This window comes from Agromyces mediolanus (genome assembly GCF_044917495.1).
Classification (GTDB): domain Bacteria; phylum Actinomycetota; class Actinomycetes; order Actinomycetales; family Microbacteriaceae; genus Agromyces; species Agromyces mediolanus_B.
This window is the reverse complement of record NZ_JAVSSI010000001.1, coordinates 418,410-432,833: the sequence shown is the minus strand read 5'-3', so window position 1 is coordinate 432,833 and position 14,424 is coordinate 418,410. Positions and strand designations below refer to the sequence as shown.

The following is a 14,424-nucleotide window of genomic DNA, read 5'->3' as shown; positions in this document are numbered from 1 at the left end:
TGCGCCTCTCGGCACGGTTCGATCGTAGTGCACATCCGCGGGGTCGCCGTGCACGGGCCGCCGCGCAGGCCGGATCGAGTGCGGCATCCGACCGTAGTGAGGTTCGCCTCCCCTTCGCAAGCCCTGCCTTCCCTTGCTTGAAATAGTTCCCCAGCTGCGTAGCGTTGAAGCAGACAACGACCAAGGGAAGGCGGAACAGATGACCGACACCATGGCTCCGAAGACCGGCGCGAACGCCGAGGTCGCCGCAGGAGTGGCCCAGTTCTTCACCCCGATCGTGCACGAGCTCGTCACCCTCGCGGTGAACGGCAAGCAGGCGCACTGGCACGTGCGCGGGATCAACTTCCTGCCGGTGCACGAGTTCCTCGACACCGTCGTGGAGCACGCGCAGGGCTGGTCCGACGAAGCCGCCGAGCGCGTGATCGCCCTCGGCCTGCCGATCGACGCGCGCATCGCGACCGTCGCGAAGGAGACCGCCGGGGCGAACCCGAAGGCCGGCTTCAAGCCGTCCGAGGACACGATCGCCGACGTCATCGCGCAGATCGACGTCGCGACCGAGAAGGTGAACGCGGCGATCGAGGGGCTCGAGACGCTCGACCCGTCGAGCCAGGACATCGCGATCGCGATCCGTCAGGGCCTCGACAAGGACCGCTGGTTCCTCTCGGCGCACCTCAGTGTGAGCTGACCGCGTCAGCGACGTGCACGGGGCCGGGATCCGCACAGGATCCCGGCCCCGTCGTCGTCTCGGCGCGACGCGGCGCGGAAGACGGGGCTCGCGCTGAGACCGGGGCTCAGCGCTGAAGCCAAGCCAGCACCGCGAGCACGCGGCGGTGATCGGTGCCCGAGTCCTCGAGCCCGAGCTTCTGGAAGATCGACGTGACGTTCTTCTCGACCGCGCCGACGCCGATGAAGAGCTGCCCGGCGATGCCGGCGTTCGTGCGCCCCTCCGCCATGAGCTCGAGCACCTCGCGCTCGCGCGGGGTGAGGCTCTCCAGCGGGTCCGCCCGGCGGCTGAGGAGCTCCCGGACGACCTGCGGGTCGAGCACCGTGCCACCCTCGCTCACCCGGCGCACGGCGTCGTCGAGCTCGTCAAGCGAGGCGACCCGGTCTTTCAGGAGGTAGCCCATGCCACCCTCCCCCGATGACAGCAGCTCGTGCGCGTAGGTGCCCTCGACGTACTGACTGAGCAGGAGCACGCCGAGCCCCGGGTACCGCCGGCGCAGCTCGATCGCGGCGCGCACGCCCTCGTCGCGGAACGTCGGCGGCATCCGCACGTCGAGCACCGCGACATCCGGTGCGTCGTCGCCGACGGCGGCGAGGAGCTGCTCGGCGTCCGGATACGATCCCGCGGTCTCGAAGCCGGCCTCGTCGAAGAGCCGGACGAGCCCCTCACGCAGGAGCACCGAGTCCTCGGCGAGCACGACGCGGAGCGGGCCGCGGGCGGGGTCTGGCATGCCCCAACCCTAGCGGCGGCCGCGCCGCCCGCCGCGTCAGCCGGCGGCGGACGTCGGCGGCTCCGGCAGGAACGGGATGTGCGCGCCGATGATCGTCGGACCTCCCGGCGGGCTGTCGACGAGGAACTGGCCGCGGAGTCCGAGCACGCGCTCGTGCAGGCCCGCGAGTCCGTGCCCCGATTCGATCCTGGCGCCGCCCGAGCCGTTGTCGGTCACCCACAGGTCGAGCCAGTGCCCCGCCGGCCCGGCGTCGCGCACCGCGACCCGGAGCCGGACGCTCGTGGCGTCGGTGTGCTTCACGACGTTCGTCAGCAGCTCGGCGGCGACGAAGTACGCGTTGCGCTCGATCGCGGCCGGCAGTCCGCTCGCCGGGGGCAGGAGGTTCTCGAACACCACCGGGACCGGGCTCCGCGAGGCGAGCGACTCGAGGGCGCTCGCGAGCCCGCGGTCCTGCAGCAGCGGCGGGGCGAAGCCGCGCGACAGCGCCCGGAGCTCGTCGAGCGTCTCCCGCGCCTGCTCACGGGCCTCGCCGATGAGCTCGCGCGCGGCGTCGGGGTCGCGCTCCAGGCGCCGTTCGATCGTCGCGAGGTCCATCTGCAGACGGACGAGGCGCTGCTGCGGACCGTCGTGGATATCGCGCTCGAGGCGTCGGAGCGAGGCATCCTCCGCCTGCACCGCGGCGCCCCGCGAGGCGGCGAGCTCAGCGACCTCGACCTCGAGCGCCTCCGAGCGCCAGGCGCCGAGCAGCCCGCGCGCCGCGCCCTCGTGCAGCAGGGTGAGCCCGCGGAAGACGTACGGCAGGGTCAGGAGGAACACGACGCCGAGCACGAACTCGAGCAGCCGCTCCCCCGCGACGACGTCGTAGGCGAAGTCGTTCCCCGGGAAGAGCCGGTCCACGAGCCACTCGTTCAGCCAGAAGCCGCGATCGCCGTCGGGGATGAAGCCCTGCCAGAGCCAACCGGTGGTGCCGCCGAGCGCCATCGAGAGCCACACGATCGTCACCGTCCACGTGAAGATGCTCACGATCGGGTTGATGATCAGCGTGTGCAGCACGTACAGCCAGTAGTGGCCGTCGACGAAGGGCACGAAGGCGGCTCGCCAGAATCCGGCCTCGCGGCCGTCCCTCGCCCAGTCCGGCCGCGGAATACGCGGACGGCCGGCCCACTCCAGTCGGACGAGCTCCAGCGTGCCGAACCCCCTGGCTACGTAGAACGCCGCCACCATCACGAAGATGCCGACCACGAGGGCGAGGAGCCCGACCCCGGTGAAGAAGACGGTGGCGGCGAAGCTCAGGCCGACCACGGCGATCGGCATCGTGAGGATGAGGAAGCCGAGTTCGCGCGGCACCGCGGCCCAGAGCGCGCCGTAGCCGCGACGGCGCTTCGGCGGCGCCTCGAGCGTGCGGGTGCTGGGCTGTTCGGCGGTCATGATCTCCAGGCTCGGTTCGGTGGTGCTCGGCTCGGGAGCGGTCGGCTCGGACGCGGACTGTTCAGTGGTGGGCATGTTCGGTTCCCTCGGGCATCGTCGCACGCTGACCGGGCCCGACGACGGCGAACTGCCCCATCATCCCCTGATCCTCGTGCCACAGCAGGTGGCAGTGGTACATGTACGGCGTGTCGGTGTCGGTGTAGTCGGTGAATCGGAGGAGCAGCACGTACTCGCTCTCCGGTTCGACGTAGATCGTGTCCTTCCACCCGGCGAGCTCAGGCGGCGGCGGCGCGCCGTCGATCGAGGCGAGCTGGAACTGCACGTCGTGGATGTGGAAGCTGTGCGGCAGTGCGGTGCCGTTGACGACGGTCCACCGTTCGAGGGTGTCGACCGTCACGGTCTCATCGATCCGGCCGAGGTCCATCGCGTGCCCGTTGATCTCGAAACTGTCGTCGAGCACGAACCGGCGATCGGCGACGACCTCCGACTCGTCGAACGACGCGATCGGCACGAGCGCGGCGGGATCGGCCGCCGCCGCGCGCAGCTCGTCGGCGGCACGGAGTTCGAGGACGTCGAAGGCGTCGGCCGCCCCGTTCGTCTGCGCGACCGGGCCCACGAGCCCGGCGATCTCGGCCGACATCCGCGACTGGAGGACGAGCCGTTCGCCGGGGGTGAGCCGCACCAGCAGCTCGGCCCGCTCCCCCGGGGACAGCCGCACGTACGGCAGCTCGACCGGGGCTTCGAGGAGCCCGCCGTCGGTGCCGACGAGTCGTACCGGCCGCTCGTCCGCCCACGCGAAGGCGTAGCTGCGGGCCGTCGAGGCGTTCAGCACCCGGAGCCGGACGAGTTCGTCCCCCGCCTCGAAGTACGGCGAGCGGGTGCCGTTCACGAGGAGCTCGTCGCCGAGCGCGCCGGCGTAGCCGCGCTGCGCGGCCTCGCGCCGCCCGTCGGCGCTGAACCCGGTGTCCTGCACCACGACGGGGACGTCGTCGACGCCGTACTCGGCGGGGAGGCCGAGCGCGCGCTCGGCCTCGTCATGGAGCAGGAACACCCCGGCGAGGCCCCGGCTCACGTGCGTCTCGGTCTCGCCGTGCGGGTGCGGGTGGTACCAGAGGGTCGCCGCGGGCTGGTCGACGAGCCACTCCGGCGCCCACGTCGCGCCGGGGGCGACCATCTGATGCGGACCGCCGTCCATCTCGGCCGGGAGGTGCATGCCGTGCCAGTGCACGGTGGTGGCCTCGTCGAGCGCGTTCCGCACCTCGACTCGGACGCGTTCCCCGCGTTCGGCGACGAGCGTCGGCCCCAGGTAGGCCCCGTTGAAGCCCCACGTCTCGCTCGGCACGCCCGGCTCGAACTCGGTCGCTCCCGCCTGCGCGGTCAGGGAGAAGACTCGGATGCCGTCGGCGTCGACCGTCGACTCGGCGAGCGGCGGGATGACGAGCGGCCGGTCGAAGTCGATCCGGTCGAGGGTCGACACGGGCCCGGGTGTCACGATCCCGCACCCGGCGAACGCGAGCGCGACGAGTCCGCCCGCCGCGAGGGCGGTGAGCCCCGACGCGAGGGTCGCGCGGGGCCGGCGGAGCGGAGAGGGGCGCGGAGGTCGCGTGCTGGTGCCGAGCATGCTTCCAGCCTCGCGGGGCGGTCCCCGGCGCCCCATCCGGCACCCGGCCGGATCGCAGCGGGGGTTATCCCCCGGCGGTCACTCGCGGGAGGCCGTCAGGCCTGGCAGGACGGGCACCAGTAGAGCTTCCGGGCGCCGAGCTCCTCGAGCACGATGTTCGTGCCGCAGACGCGGCACGGCAGCCCCTCGCGCTTGTAGACCCAGTGGCGGTCGTCCCGGTTCGCCATCGCGGCCCGGTACGCCTCCCCCTCGAGGCCGTCCATGGTCATCATCTGCCCGGTCTCGACGCCGATGCGCAGCAGCCGGCCCCAGTCGTGCCAGAGTTCGCGCACGGTCTCCTCCGGCACCAGCCGGCCCGGCGTGTGCGGATTGAGCCCCGCGCGGAACAGCAGCTCCGCCCGGTAGACGTTGCCGATGCCGGCGACGACGTTCTGGTCCATCAGGAGCAGCGCGATCGGCGTGGGCTTGCGCCGCACCGTCGAGACGAAGCGCTCCTCCGCCTCGGCGGAGTCGTCGAGCAGCGGATCGGGGCCGAGCTTCGCGACGACCGCCTCGACCTGGGCGGGGTCGAGGACCTCGCAGGCGGTCGGCCCCCGGAGGTCGGCGCAGACGGTGTCGGTGAGCAGCCGGACCCGGACCTGTCCGACCGGCTCCGGCGGGAACGACCACGAGGTGTCGCCCTCCTTCTCCGACTCGGCCATGCGCAGCCGCGTGCGCCGGGGCGCCCCGATCGACGTCAGGGAGTTCTCGCCCGCCGTGTCGAGCACCACCGCGTCGGGGTTCGGACCGTCGAGGAAGGTGCCCCGCATGTTCGTCTGCCCCATCCGGCCGTTCGCCGAGGCGATCGTGGGGTCGAGCAGGATGTCGCCGGCGAAGTCCCAGGCCCCGTAGATGCCGAGGTGCACGCGCAGCCAGCGATCGCCCTCGAAGCCGAGGAACATCTGCTTGCCGACCGCCCTGGCATCGGTCATCCGTCGGCCGTCGAGGAGCGCCGCGCCCTCGGCGAAGCGCCCCTGCGGGCTCGAGACGTGCACGACACGACCGACGAAGTTCCGCTCGAACTGCCGGGTGATGCGGTGGACGGAGTGGCCCTCTGGCATCCGTTCGACCTATGCCTCGGCGCCCGGTTCCGACGCCTCCGCCGGGCCTGCCGCGGTGTCCACGCCCTTGCCGACGATGTCACCGGTGGTCTCGTACTCGGCGAGCTGGGCGATGCGGCGCACGTGGCGCTCGTCGCCGGAGAACGGTTCGGCGATGAAGGCGTCGATGTATCGGATCGCCTCTTCGACGGTGTGCTGGCGCGCGCCGATCGAGATGACGTTCGCGTCGTTGTGCTCGCGGGCGAGGAGCGCGGTGTCCATGCTCCAGACGAGGGCGGCGCGGATGCCCCGCACCTTGTTGGCCGCGATCTGCTCGCCGTTGCCGGAGCCGCCGAACACGACCCCGAGCGCGCGGACGCCCGCCGCCTGGTCGCGGGCCACGGCCAGCGCCGCGTTGATGCAGAAGGCGGGGTAGTCGTCGAGCGCGTCGTACTCGGCCGGACCGTGGTCGATCACCTCGTGACCGCCGTTCGTCAGATGGGCCTGGAGGGTCCGGCTGAACTCGAGGCCGGCGTGGTCGGTCGCGATGTGGATGCGCATGCTGACGATTCTAGGGAGTGCCGACCCAGCGGATGGCCCGGCCGTGCGGCTGCACCCAGGCGAGCTGCTCGCCGTCGAGGGCGAGCACGAAGTCGCTCGACTCGTTCGGCCGGTCCTCCCGCGCCGCGATGCCGGGAACCACGCCGCGCCCCTCGACCGAGAGCCAGTGCCCGTTGAGCTTCGTCACCTCGTCGACGAAGCGGCGGCGGGCGGAGGCGTCGAGATAGGCGATCACCGCGGTGTGCAGCACAACGAGCGTCGCCTCCGCCGGCGCCTCGGCGGCGACCCGGCCGAGCTGCTCGACGAGATCGCCGGTCACGAGTCGCGGCGGCTCGGCGGCGACGAGCGACGCGGCCGCGCGGAGGCGCGCCCGGCGGTCCTCGTGCTCGGGCCAGATCAGCGCATCGAGCCAGGCGAGGTCGTCTGCGCGCGTCACATCGAGCGGGTGGAGGTCGATCCCGGCCCGCCAGACGACCTCGGGGAGCGCCGCCGGCAGGGGGACGCCGCCGGCGGTCTCGCACTCCAGCTGCACCGGGCTCGGCCCATCCGCCGGCTGGAGCGGCGCACCGCCGTCGTAGCGGTACGCGTAGCGGTCCGGGTAGAGGCAGAGTCCGGCCGAGGCGCCGACCTCCAGGAGGGCCAGCGGACCGGGCAGACCCGCGAGCACCGGCAGGTGCAGGGCGCAGCGCCCGGCCTCGTTCGTCTGCGTCGCATGGTCGCGCACGGTGGCGCGCACCTCGCCCCAGTGCCGGTGCAGCCAGTCCCGCAGCTCGGGATACGCGCCCAACGGCGCACCGCGGAACCGGGCGGCGCTGAACACGAGGTTCGGCTGGCGCTTCGCGACCGGCAGCTCCTCGATCAGGGCGATCGTCGCCGCATCCTCGGCGACGCCGGTGGCCCAGGCCTCGTACGTCGCCGACATCCCTCGCGCCTCGACCTCGGCGAACGCCCGGTACCGGGCCGCGGTCGAGGCATCCGGATTCATGGTCTCGCGCATGCCGCCACGCTACGTCGGGTTCGACCGGAGCGGAACCGTCGTATCCGGGCGGGAGCGCGATCGCGCGAGTAGGCTGGTCGGCGTTGCCTGCGGCCACGAGCCGCGTCGATGAGCGAAGGAGCGCACGTGCCCGGAGAGAACCTCACCCGCCTGGAAGCCGAGGAGCGCGCGGCGCTCGTCCAGGTCCACGACTACGACGTCGTCCTCGACGTCACGACGGGCCCCGAGGTGTTCCGTTCGACGACGACCGTGCGGTTCGGGGCGACGACGCCCGGCGCCTCGACGTTCATCGACGCCATCACGGCCGAGGTGCACTCGGTCACCCTGAACGGCGTCGCGCTCGACCCCGCCGAGGTGAGCGACGGCGTCCGCATCCAGCTGCCGGACCTCGCCGCGGAGAACGAGCTCGTCGTCGTCGCCGACGGCCGGTACATGCACACCGGCGAGGGCCTGCACCGCTTCGTCGACCCGGCCGACGGCGAGGTGTACCTCTACACGCAGTTCGAGGTGCCCGACTCGCGCCGCATGTTCGCCGTGTTCGAGCAGCCCGACCTGAAGGCGGCGTTCCGATTCACCGTGACGGCCCCCTCGCACTGGCAGGTCGTCTCCAACCAGCCGACGCCGGAGCCGGAGCTCCACCCGTCCGGCCGCCGCGCCGACGACGTCTCCACCGCGACCTGGGCGTTCGAGCCCACTCCGCGGATGTCGAGCTACATCACCGCCCTCATCGCGGGCCCCTACGACGTGGTGCGCGACGAGCTCACGAGCTCGGACGGCCGGGTCATCCCGCTCGGCGTGTTCAGCCGGAAGAGCCTGTCGCAGTACCTCGACGCGGACTACATCTTCGAGAAGACGAAGCAGGGCTTCGCGTACTTCGAGGACAAGTTCGACGTGCCCTACCCCTTCGCGAAGTACGACCAGCTGTTCGTGCCCGAGTACAACGCGGGCGCGATGGAGAACGCGGGCGCCGTCACCTTCACCGAGGTGTACGTGTTCCGCTCAAAGGTCACCGACGCGATCAAGGAGCGCCGCGTCGTCACGATCCTGCATGAGCTCGCGCACATGTGGTTCGGCGACCTCGTCACCATGAAGTGGTGGAACGACCTCTGGCTGAACGAGTCGTTCGCCGAGTGGGCCTCGACCATCGCGACCGCCGAGGCGACCGAGTGGGTGCACGCCTGGACCACGTTCAACTCGATGGAGAAGAGCTGGGCGTACCGGCAGGACCAGCTGCCCTCGACCCACCCGATCGTCGCGGAGATCCGCGACCTCGAGGACGTGCTCGTGAACTTCGACGGCATCACCTACGCCAAGGGCGGCTCGGTGCTGAAGCAGCTCGCCGCGTGGGTGGGCATCGAGGCGTTCTTCACCGGCGTCTCGGCCTACTTCAAGAAGCACGCCTGGGGCAACACGACCCTCGCCGACCTCCTCACCGAGCTCGAGGCGGCCTCGGGCCGAGACCTGTCGGGCTGGTCGAAGCTCTGGCTCGAGACGGCGGGCGTCAACACCCTCCGCCCGGAGATCGAGACTGATGCCTCGGGCGCGATCACCTCGTTCGCGGTGCTGCAGTCGGCCCACCCCGACTACCCGACGATCCGCCCGCACCGCCTCGCGATCGGCTTCTACGAGCTGCAGGGCGACAAGCTGGTGCGCACGCACCGCGTGGAGCTCGACGTCGACGGCGAGCGCACCGAGGTGCCCGAGCTGGTCGGGCTCGCGCGCCCGGGTCTCGTGCTGCTGAACGACGACGACCTCGCGTACGCGAAGATCCGCCTCGACGAGGACTCGCAGGCGCTCGCGCTCGCGAACCTCTCCAGGATCGAGGACCCGCTCGCCCGCGCCCTGGTGTGGTCGAGCGTGTGGGACGCGACCCGCGACGGCGAGACGAGCGCGAGCGACTACCTCGAGCTCGTGCTCGGCAACATCGCCGCCGAGACCGAGTCGACGACGCTCCGCATCGTGCTCGCGAACGCGCAGCTCAGCGCGAGCTCCTACGTCGCGCCCGAGCGTCGCGGCGAGGCCCGCCGCGCCCTCGCCGACGGGCTCTGGGACCTCGCGCAGCAGGCCGAGCCCGGCAGCGACGCGCAGTTCCAGTTCGTGAAGTACTTCGCGGCGATCGCCGAGGCCGGCAGCCACGTCGACGAGCTCGCCGCCCTCTTCGCCGGCGAGCGGGCGCTCGAGGGCCTCGACATCGACACCGACCTCGGCTGGGAGCTGCTCATCGCACTCGTCGCCGCCGGACGTGCCGGTGACGCGGAGATCGACGCGCGCCTCGCGTCCGACAAGACCGCGACCGGGCAGGAGTCCGCGGCGCACGCCCGCGCCGCGATCCCCACCGCCGAGGGCAAGCAGCGGGCGTGGGCCTCGATTGTCGAGGCCGACACCGCGACGAACTCCGTCGTGCGCACCACCGCGGCGGGCTTCGTCCGCGCCGACGACCGCTCGCTGCTCGCGCCGTTCGTCTCGCGCTACTTCGACATGCTCGGGCGCGTCTGGGCCGAGCGGAGCTACGCGATCGCCGAGAAGCTCGTGGAGCTCCTCTACCCGGCGACCCTCGCGAACCGCGAGCTCGTCGAGGCGAGCCACGCCTGGCTCGCGGCGAACGCGGACGCCGCTCCGGCGCTCCGCCGCCTCGTCGTCGAGAACGTCGCCGGCGTGGAGCGCGCACTCGCCGCGCAGGCGCGCGACGCCGGCTAGTCGCGGCGCACGGCACCGCAGGAGGGCGGGGCGGTGGTACCCGGGAACCACCGCCCCGCCCTCGAACCATTCCCGCGGGCGATGCCCGGGGGTCCGCGCGTCCGTAGGGTCGGAGACATGATCACCGCAACCGCGCTCACCAAGCGCTACGGCGCGAAGACCGCCGTCCACGATCTCTCGTTCGAGGTCCGCCCGGGACAGGTCACCGGCTTCCTCGGGCCGAACGGCGCCGGCAAGTCCACCACGATGCGCATGATCGTCGGACTCGACCGCCCCGACGCGGGCACCGTCACCGTCGGCGGCAAGCCGTACGCCGAGCACCGCGCCCCGCTCCACGAGGTGGGCGCCCTCCTCGACGCGAAGGCCGTGCACACGGGACGCACCGCGGAGAACCACCTGCTCGCCATGGCGGCCACGCACGGCATCGGCAAGCGCCGCGTGCACGAGGTCATCGAACTCACCGGGCTCGAGTCGGTCGCCCGCAAGCGCGTCGGAGGCTTCTCGCTCGGCATGGGCCAGCGCCTCGGCATCGCCGCGGCCATGCTCGGGGACCCCTCGGTGCTGATCCTCGACGAGCCCGTCAACGGGCTCGACCCCGAGGGGGTGCTCTGGGTCCGCCAGCTCGTCCGCCACCTCGCCGGGGAGGGCCGCACGGTCTTCCTCTCCTCGCACCTCATGAGCGAGATGGCGCAGACCGCGGACCACCTGATCGTGCTCGGGCGCGGCGAGATCATCGCCGACGCCCCGGTCGGGGACATCATCGCCGGCGGCACCCGTGCGCGGGTGCGGGTGCGGTCGCCGCACGCCTCGCAGCTCGCAGAGCTCCTCGCCTCCCCCGAGATCGTCGTCATCCGTTCCGAGGCCGGCGTCCTCGAGGTGACCGGCATCGAGGCCGCCGGCATCGGCGACCTCGCTGCGGCGAACGGCCTCGCCATCCATGAACTCACCCCGCAGAACGCGTCGCTCGAGGAGGCCTACCTGGCGCTCACCGCCGACGCAGTCGAGTACCGTACGGAGGCCGTCCGATGACCGCGACCACCCCGACCGACGTCCGTTCCGTGCAGGGCGGGCCCCGCCTCGCGCACACCGCACGGTTGAGCTTCGGCGGCATCCTCCGCTCCGAGTGGATCAAGCTCCGCAGCCTCCGCTCGACGGTCTGGTCCTACCTTATCGTCGCCGCGATCTCGATCGGCATGGCGGTGCTGATGTCGTTCAGCCTCGCGAACGGCATGAGCGGCATCGACGTATCCGCCGCGCCGCCCGCCGAGCAGACGGGCCTGGTGCTGCAGTCGGCCGTCTTCGGCACCTACTTCGGCCAGCTCGTCGCGGGCGTGCTCGGCGTCCTCGTGATCAGCGGCGAGTACACGACCGGCATGATCCGCTCCACGCTCTCGGCCGTGCCGAAGCGCCTGCCCGCGCTCGCGGGCAAGGCCGTCGTGCTCTTCCTCGCGACCCTCGTCGTCGGGATCGTCACGAACCTCGCCGCGTTCGGCATCGCCGCGGCGATCTTCGCGGGCAGCGGTGTGCAGGTGTCCCTGTTCGCCGAGCACGTGCTGCTCACGCTCGGGGGCGCCGCGCTGTACCTCGCGCTCGTCGCGGTGTTCGCCCTCGGGATCGGCACGATCATCCGCTCGAGCGCCGGCGGGATCGCCGCCGTGCTCGGCATCCTGCTCCTGCTGCCCACGGTGCTCGGGCTCATCCCCGCGGACTGGGCGGGTGCGGCGATGCCGTACCTCCTCTCCTCCGCGGGCATGACGATGTTCACCACGATCGGGGCGGACCCCGCGACGATCCCGGGGCCGAACGCCTGGCAGAGCCTGCTCGTCGTGCTCGCCTGGCTCGCCGTCTCGCTCGCCGGCGCCGCCGTGCTGCTGAAGCGGCGCGACGCGTAGAGTCCTGCCTATGCCGGACGCACCGCCGCTCACCCCCGACCGCCCCGTTCCGGCGGTCGGGGGTGAGCTCCGTCTGCCGAAGCCGCCCGGGGTCATCCGGCAGTTCTGGGCGCGCCATCCGCGTCTGACGGACTCGATCCTCGCCGCGCTGTACGTGGTGCCCACCTTCATCGCCACGATGGTGATGGCGTCGGACTCCCCCACCCCGCCGCTCGTCGCGACCGTGCTGCAGATCGTCGGCATCGCGATCGGCGGCGCGGCCGTGCTGCTGTTCCGGCGGAGCAGGCCGTGGTTGCTGACCGGCATCGCCTGGTTCGTCTGCCTCATGGTCTCCCCGTTTGGCATGAGCGACGGCTTCCCGATCCTCTACGCGCTCTACGCCCTCGGCGTGTACCGATCGACGAAGGCTGCCTGGATCGGCTTCGGCGGCTCCGTCGCCGTCACCACCGCGAGCTCGTACCTCGAGGCGTGGGCGGCGCCGTCGAACCTCGGCGGACCGGTCGCCACCTCCTCGCAGTACGCGGCGATCATGCTCATCGTGACGCTCATCGGCGTGACCGTCGGCAATCGGCGGCGCTACCTCCTCGCCCTCATCGCCCGCGCGCACGACCTCGCCCGCGAGCGCGACCAGCAGGCTCAGCTCGCCGCCGCCGCGGAACGGGCCCGCATCGCCCGTGAACTCCACGACATCGTCTCGCACGGGCTCACCGTGATGGTGACGCTCGCCGACGGCTCCGCCGCGACCGTCGACCGCGATCCGGAGCGCGCCGCCGAGGCCATGCGCGGGGTCGCGGAGACGGGGCGGAGCGCGCTCGGCGAGATGCGACGGATGCTCGGCGTGCTGCGCGAGCCCGGCGGCGCTCCGGCGGAACTCGCACCCCAGCCCGGGGTGGCGGCGATCCCGGAGCTGATCGACGGATTCCGGGAGGCCGGCATGCCGGTGCGACTGGCGACGAGCGGCATCCCGGAGGCGGACTCCGCCGTGGGTCTCGCGGTGTACCGGCTCGTCCAGGAGGGGCTCACGAACGCGCTCCGCCACGGCAGCGGCGCGCAGCACGTCGAGGTCCGGATCTCGCATCTTCCGGGCTCCGTCGAGGTCGTCGTCGAGGACGACGCCCCGTCGCCGCAGGATGACGCGGCCACGACCCGCGGCGCCGGGCGCGGGCTCGCCGGACTCCGCGAGCGCGTCGGGCTCTACGGCGGCACGCTCGACGCGGGGCCGCGGGGCGCCCGCGGCTGGCGGCTCCGGGCGACCGTGCCCGTCGACGCCGCCCGGGGCACCGCCGCCCCGCCCAGCTCCGAACCGCCATCGACCGACGGGACCCCCGAATGAGCACCGACGCCCTCCAGACCGCCGACGCCGTCCGCGTCGCCATCATTGACGACCAAGCCCTCGTCCGCACCGGCTTCCGGCTCGTCCTCGACGCCGAGCCCGGGATCGAGGTCGTCGGCGAGGCCGGCGACGGACTGGCGGCGCTCCGCCTCGTCCGCGAGACCCCGGTCGACGTCGTCCTGATGGACGTGCGGATGCCTGGCATGGACGGGATCGCCGCGACGGCCGAGCTCAGTGCGCGGCATCCGGAGATCCGCATCATCGTGCTCACCACCTTCGACCTCGACGAGTACGCCTTCGCGGCCATCCGCTCGGGTGCGAGCGGGTTCCTCCTGAAGGACGTGCGCCCGCAGGAGCTCGTCGCCGCCATCCGCACCGTCGCGACCGGAGAGGCCGCACTGTCGCCGCGCGTGACCCGGCGGATGCTCGAGCTCTTCGCCGCCGAGCTGCCGGCGGCGGGCGACCCGGCCGGCCCGACGGGCGGCGCGCCCCGCACGGTCCGGCGCGCCCAGACCGAGCGATTCGACGCGCTCACCGCCCGCGAGCGGGAGATCCTGCTCGCGATCGCCGAGGGGCTCAACAACGCCGAGCTGGCCGAGCGGTTCTTCCTCTCCGAGTCGACGGTGAAGACCCACGTCGGCCGGGTGCTGCAGAAGCTCGGCGCCCGCGACCGGGTGCAGCTCGTCATCCTGGCGTACGAGCAGGGGCTGCTCGGCTGACGACGACCGCGCCGCCGGCGCGGAGCTGCGAAGCTGGACCCATGCGCTTGCCGACCCCCACCTTGGAGACCGACCGCCTGCGACTGCGACCGTTCGCCGAGGCGGACGGGGACGAGCTCTACGCGCTGCAGAGCAACGCCGAGGTCCTGCGCTACTGGGACTCCCCGCCCTGGACCGACCGGTCATCCGTCGCGCGGTTCCTGAGCGGCTGCCGATCGATGGCCGAGGACGGCACCGGGGCCCGCGTCGTGATCGAGCGGGCGGACCATCCCGGCTTCCTGGGGTGGTGCACCTTCAACAGCTGGAACCCCGAGTTCCGGAGCGCCTCGCTGGGCTTCTGCCTCGCCGAGGCGGCGTGGGGCCGGGGGTACGCGACGGAGGCGGCGGGTGCGGTGCTCCGGTGGGCGTTCGACGCGCTCGACCTGAACCGTGTGCAGGCCGAGGTCGACACCCGCAATCCGGCGTCGGCGCGCGTCCTCGAGAAGCTCGGCTTCCTCCTCGAGGGCACGCTGCGCGAGGACTGCATCGTCGACGGCGTCGTCTCGGACTCGTGGGTCTACGGGCTGCTGCGGCGGGACTGGCTCGCCTAGCGGCCGTCCAGCGCGCCGAGCGCGGACGCTTGAGGCGGCGGCCGCGTCGCTAG

13 protein-coding genes are annotated in these 14,424 nt (G+C 72.4%); 7 read left to right on the top strand and 6 right to left on the bottom strand.

Annotated features, from left to right (window positions below; genetic code table 11):
- Positions 1-199: 199 nt before the first annotated feature.
- Entirely contained in the window at positions 200-685 is a 486-nt protein-coding gene (locus ROT00_RS02055; protein ID WP_404771955.1) for a Dps family protein, read from the top strand.
- A 106-nt stretch (positions 686-791) separates the two neighbouring features.
- Here the strand turns inward: ROT00_RS02055 and ROT00_RS02050 are convergent, their stop codons facing one another.
- From ROT00_RS02050 to ROT00_RS02025, 6 genes are all read right to left on the bottom strand, one after another.
- A complete protein-coding gene (locus tag ROT00_RS02050; RefSeq protein WP_404771953.1) occupies positions 792-1,454 on the bottom strand; it encodes a response regulator in 663 nt (220 codons plus the stop codon).
- Positions 1,455-1,490: 36 nt separating this feature from the next.
- Positions 1,491-2,957, bottom strand: a complete 1,467-nt coding sequence (locus tag ROT00_RS02045; RefSeq protein WP_404771952.1) for a sensor histidine kinase — start codon at positions 2,955-2,957, stop codon at positions 1,491-1,493.
- Positions 2,944-4,503, bottom strand: a complete 1,560-nt coding sequence (locus tag ROT00_RS02040; protein ID WP_404771950.1) for a multicopper oxidase family protein — start codon at positions 4,501-4,503, stop codon at positions 2,944-2,946. The genes ROT00_RS02045 and ROT00_RS02040 overlap by 14 nt, the downstream gene beginning before the upstream one ends.
- A 95-nt stretch (positions 4,504-4,598) precedes the next feature.
- Positions 4,599-5,603 (bottom strand): Fpg/Nei family DNA glycosylase, encoded by a 1,005-nt coding sequence (locus tag ROT00_RS02035; RefSeq protein ID WP_404771948.1) that lies wholly within the window; start codon positions 5,601-5,603, stop codon positions 4,599-4,601.
- 9 nt (positions 5,604-5,612) lie between these two features.
- On the bottom strand, positions 5,613-6,143 hold the full coding sequence (locus ROT00_RS02030) for a ribose-5-phosphate isomerase (RefSeq protein ID WP_404771946.1): 531 nt from the start codon (positions 6,141-6,143) through the stop codon (positions 5,613-5,615).
- A 10-nt stretch (positions 6,144-6,153) separates the two neighbouring features.
- Positions 6,154-7,140 carry a DUF2332 domain-containing protein gene (locus ROT00_RS02025; RefSeq protein WP_404771945.1) on the bottom strand — a complete coding sequence of 329 codons (987 nt, stop codon included), beginning with the start codon at positions 7,138-7,140 and terminating at the stop codon, positions 6,154-6,156.
- A 126-nt stretch (positions 7,141-7,266) separates the two neighbouring features.
- Between ROT00_RS02025 and pepN the strand changes: the two genes are divergently transcribed.
- The 6 genes from pepN (at position 7,267) to ROT00_RS01995 (ending at position 14,371) form a co-directional block, all read left to right on the top strand.
- On the top strand, positions 7,267-9,837 hold the full coding sequence (gene pepN / locus ROT00_RS02020; RefSeq protein ID WP_404771944.1) for an aminopeptidase N: 2,571 nt from the start codon (positions 7,267-7,269) through the stop codon (positions 9,835-9,837).
- A 117-nt stretch (positions 9,838-9,954) separates the two neighbouring features.
- Complete coding sequence (locus ROT00_RS02015; RefSeq protein WP_404771943.1) at positions 9,955-10,866, top strand: ABC transporter ATP-binding protein; 912 nt, start codon at positions 9,955-9,957, stop codon at positions 10,864-10,866.
- Entirely contained in the window at positions 10,863-11,729 is an 867-nt protein-coding gene (locus tag ROT00_RS02010) for an ABC transporter permease subunit (RefSeq protein ID WP_404771942.1), read from the top strand. The genes ROT00_RS02015 and ROT00_RS02010 overlap by 4 nt, the downstream gene beginning before the upstream one ends.
- 10 nt (positions 11,730-11,739) lie before the next feature.
- Positions 11,740-13,062: a sensor histidine kinase gene (locus tag ROT00_RS02005; RefSeq protein WP_404771941.1), complete on the top strand. Its 1,323-nt coding sequence runs from the start codon at positions 11,740-11,742 to the stop codon at positions 13,060-13,062.
- Positions 13,059-13,781 (top strand): response regulator transcription factor, encoded by a 723-nt coding sequence (locus ROT00_RS02000; protein ID WP_404771939.1) that lies wholly within the window; start codon positions 13,059-13,061, stop codon positions 13,779-13,781. The genes ROT00_RS02005 and ROT00_RS02000 overlap by 4 nt, the downstream gene beginning before the upstream one ends.
- Before the next feature lie 41 nt (positions 13,782-13,822).
- Positions 13,823-14,371 carry a GNAT family N-acetyltransferase gene (locus ROT00_RS01995; protein ID WP_404771938.1) on the top strand — a complete coding sequence of 183 codons (549 nt, stop codon included), beginning with the start codon at positions 13,823-13,825 and terminating at the stop codon, positions 14,369-14,371.
- Positions 14,372-14,424: the final 53 nt, after the last annotated feature.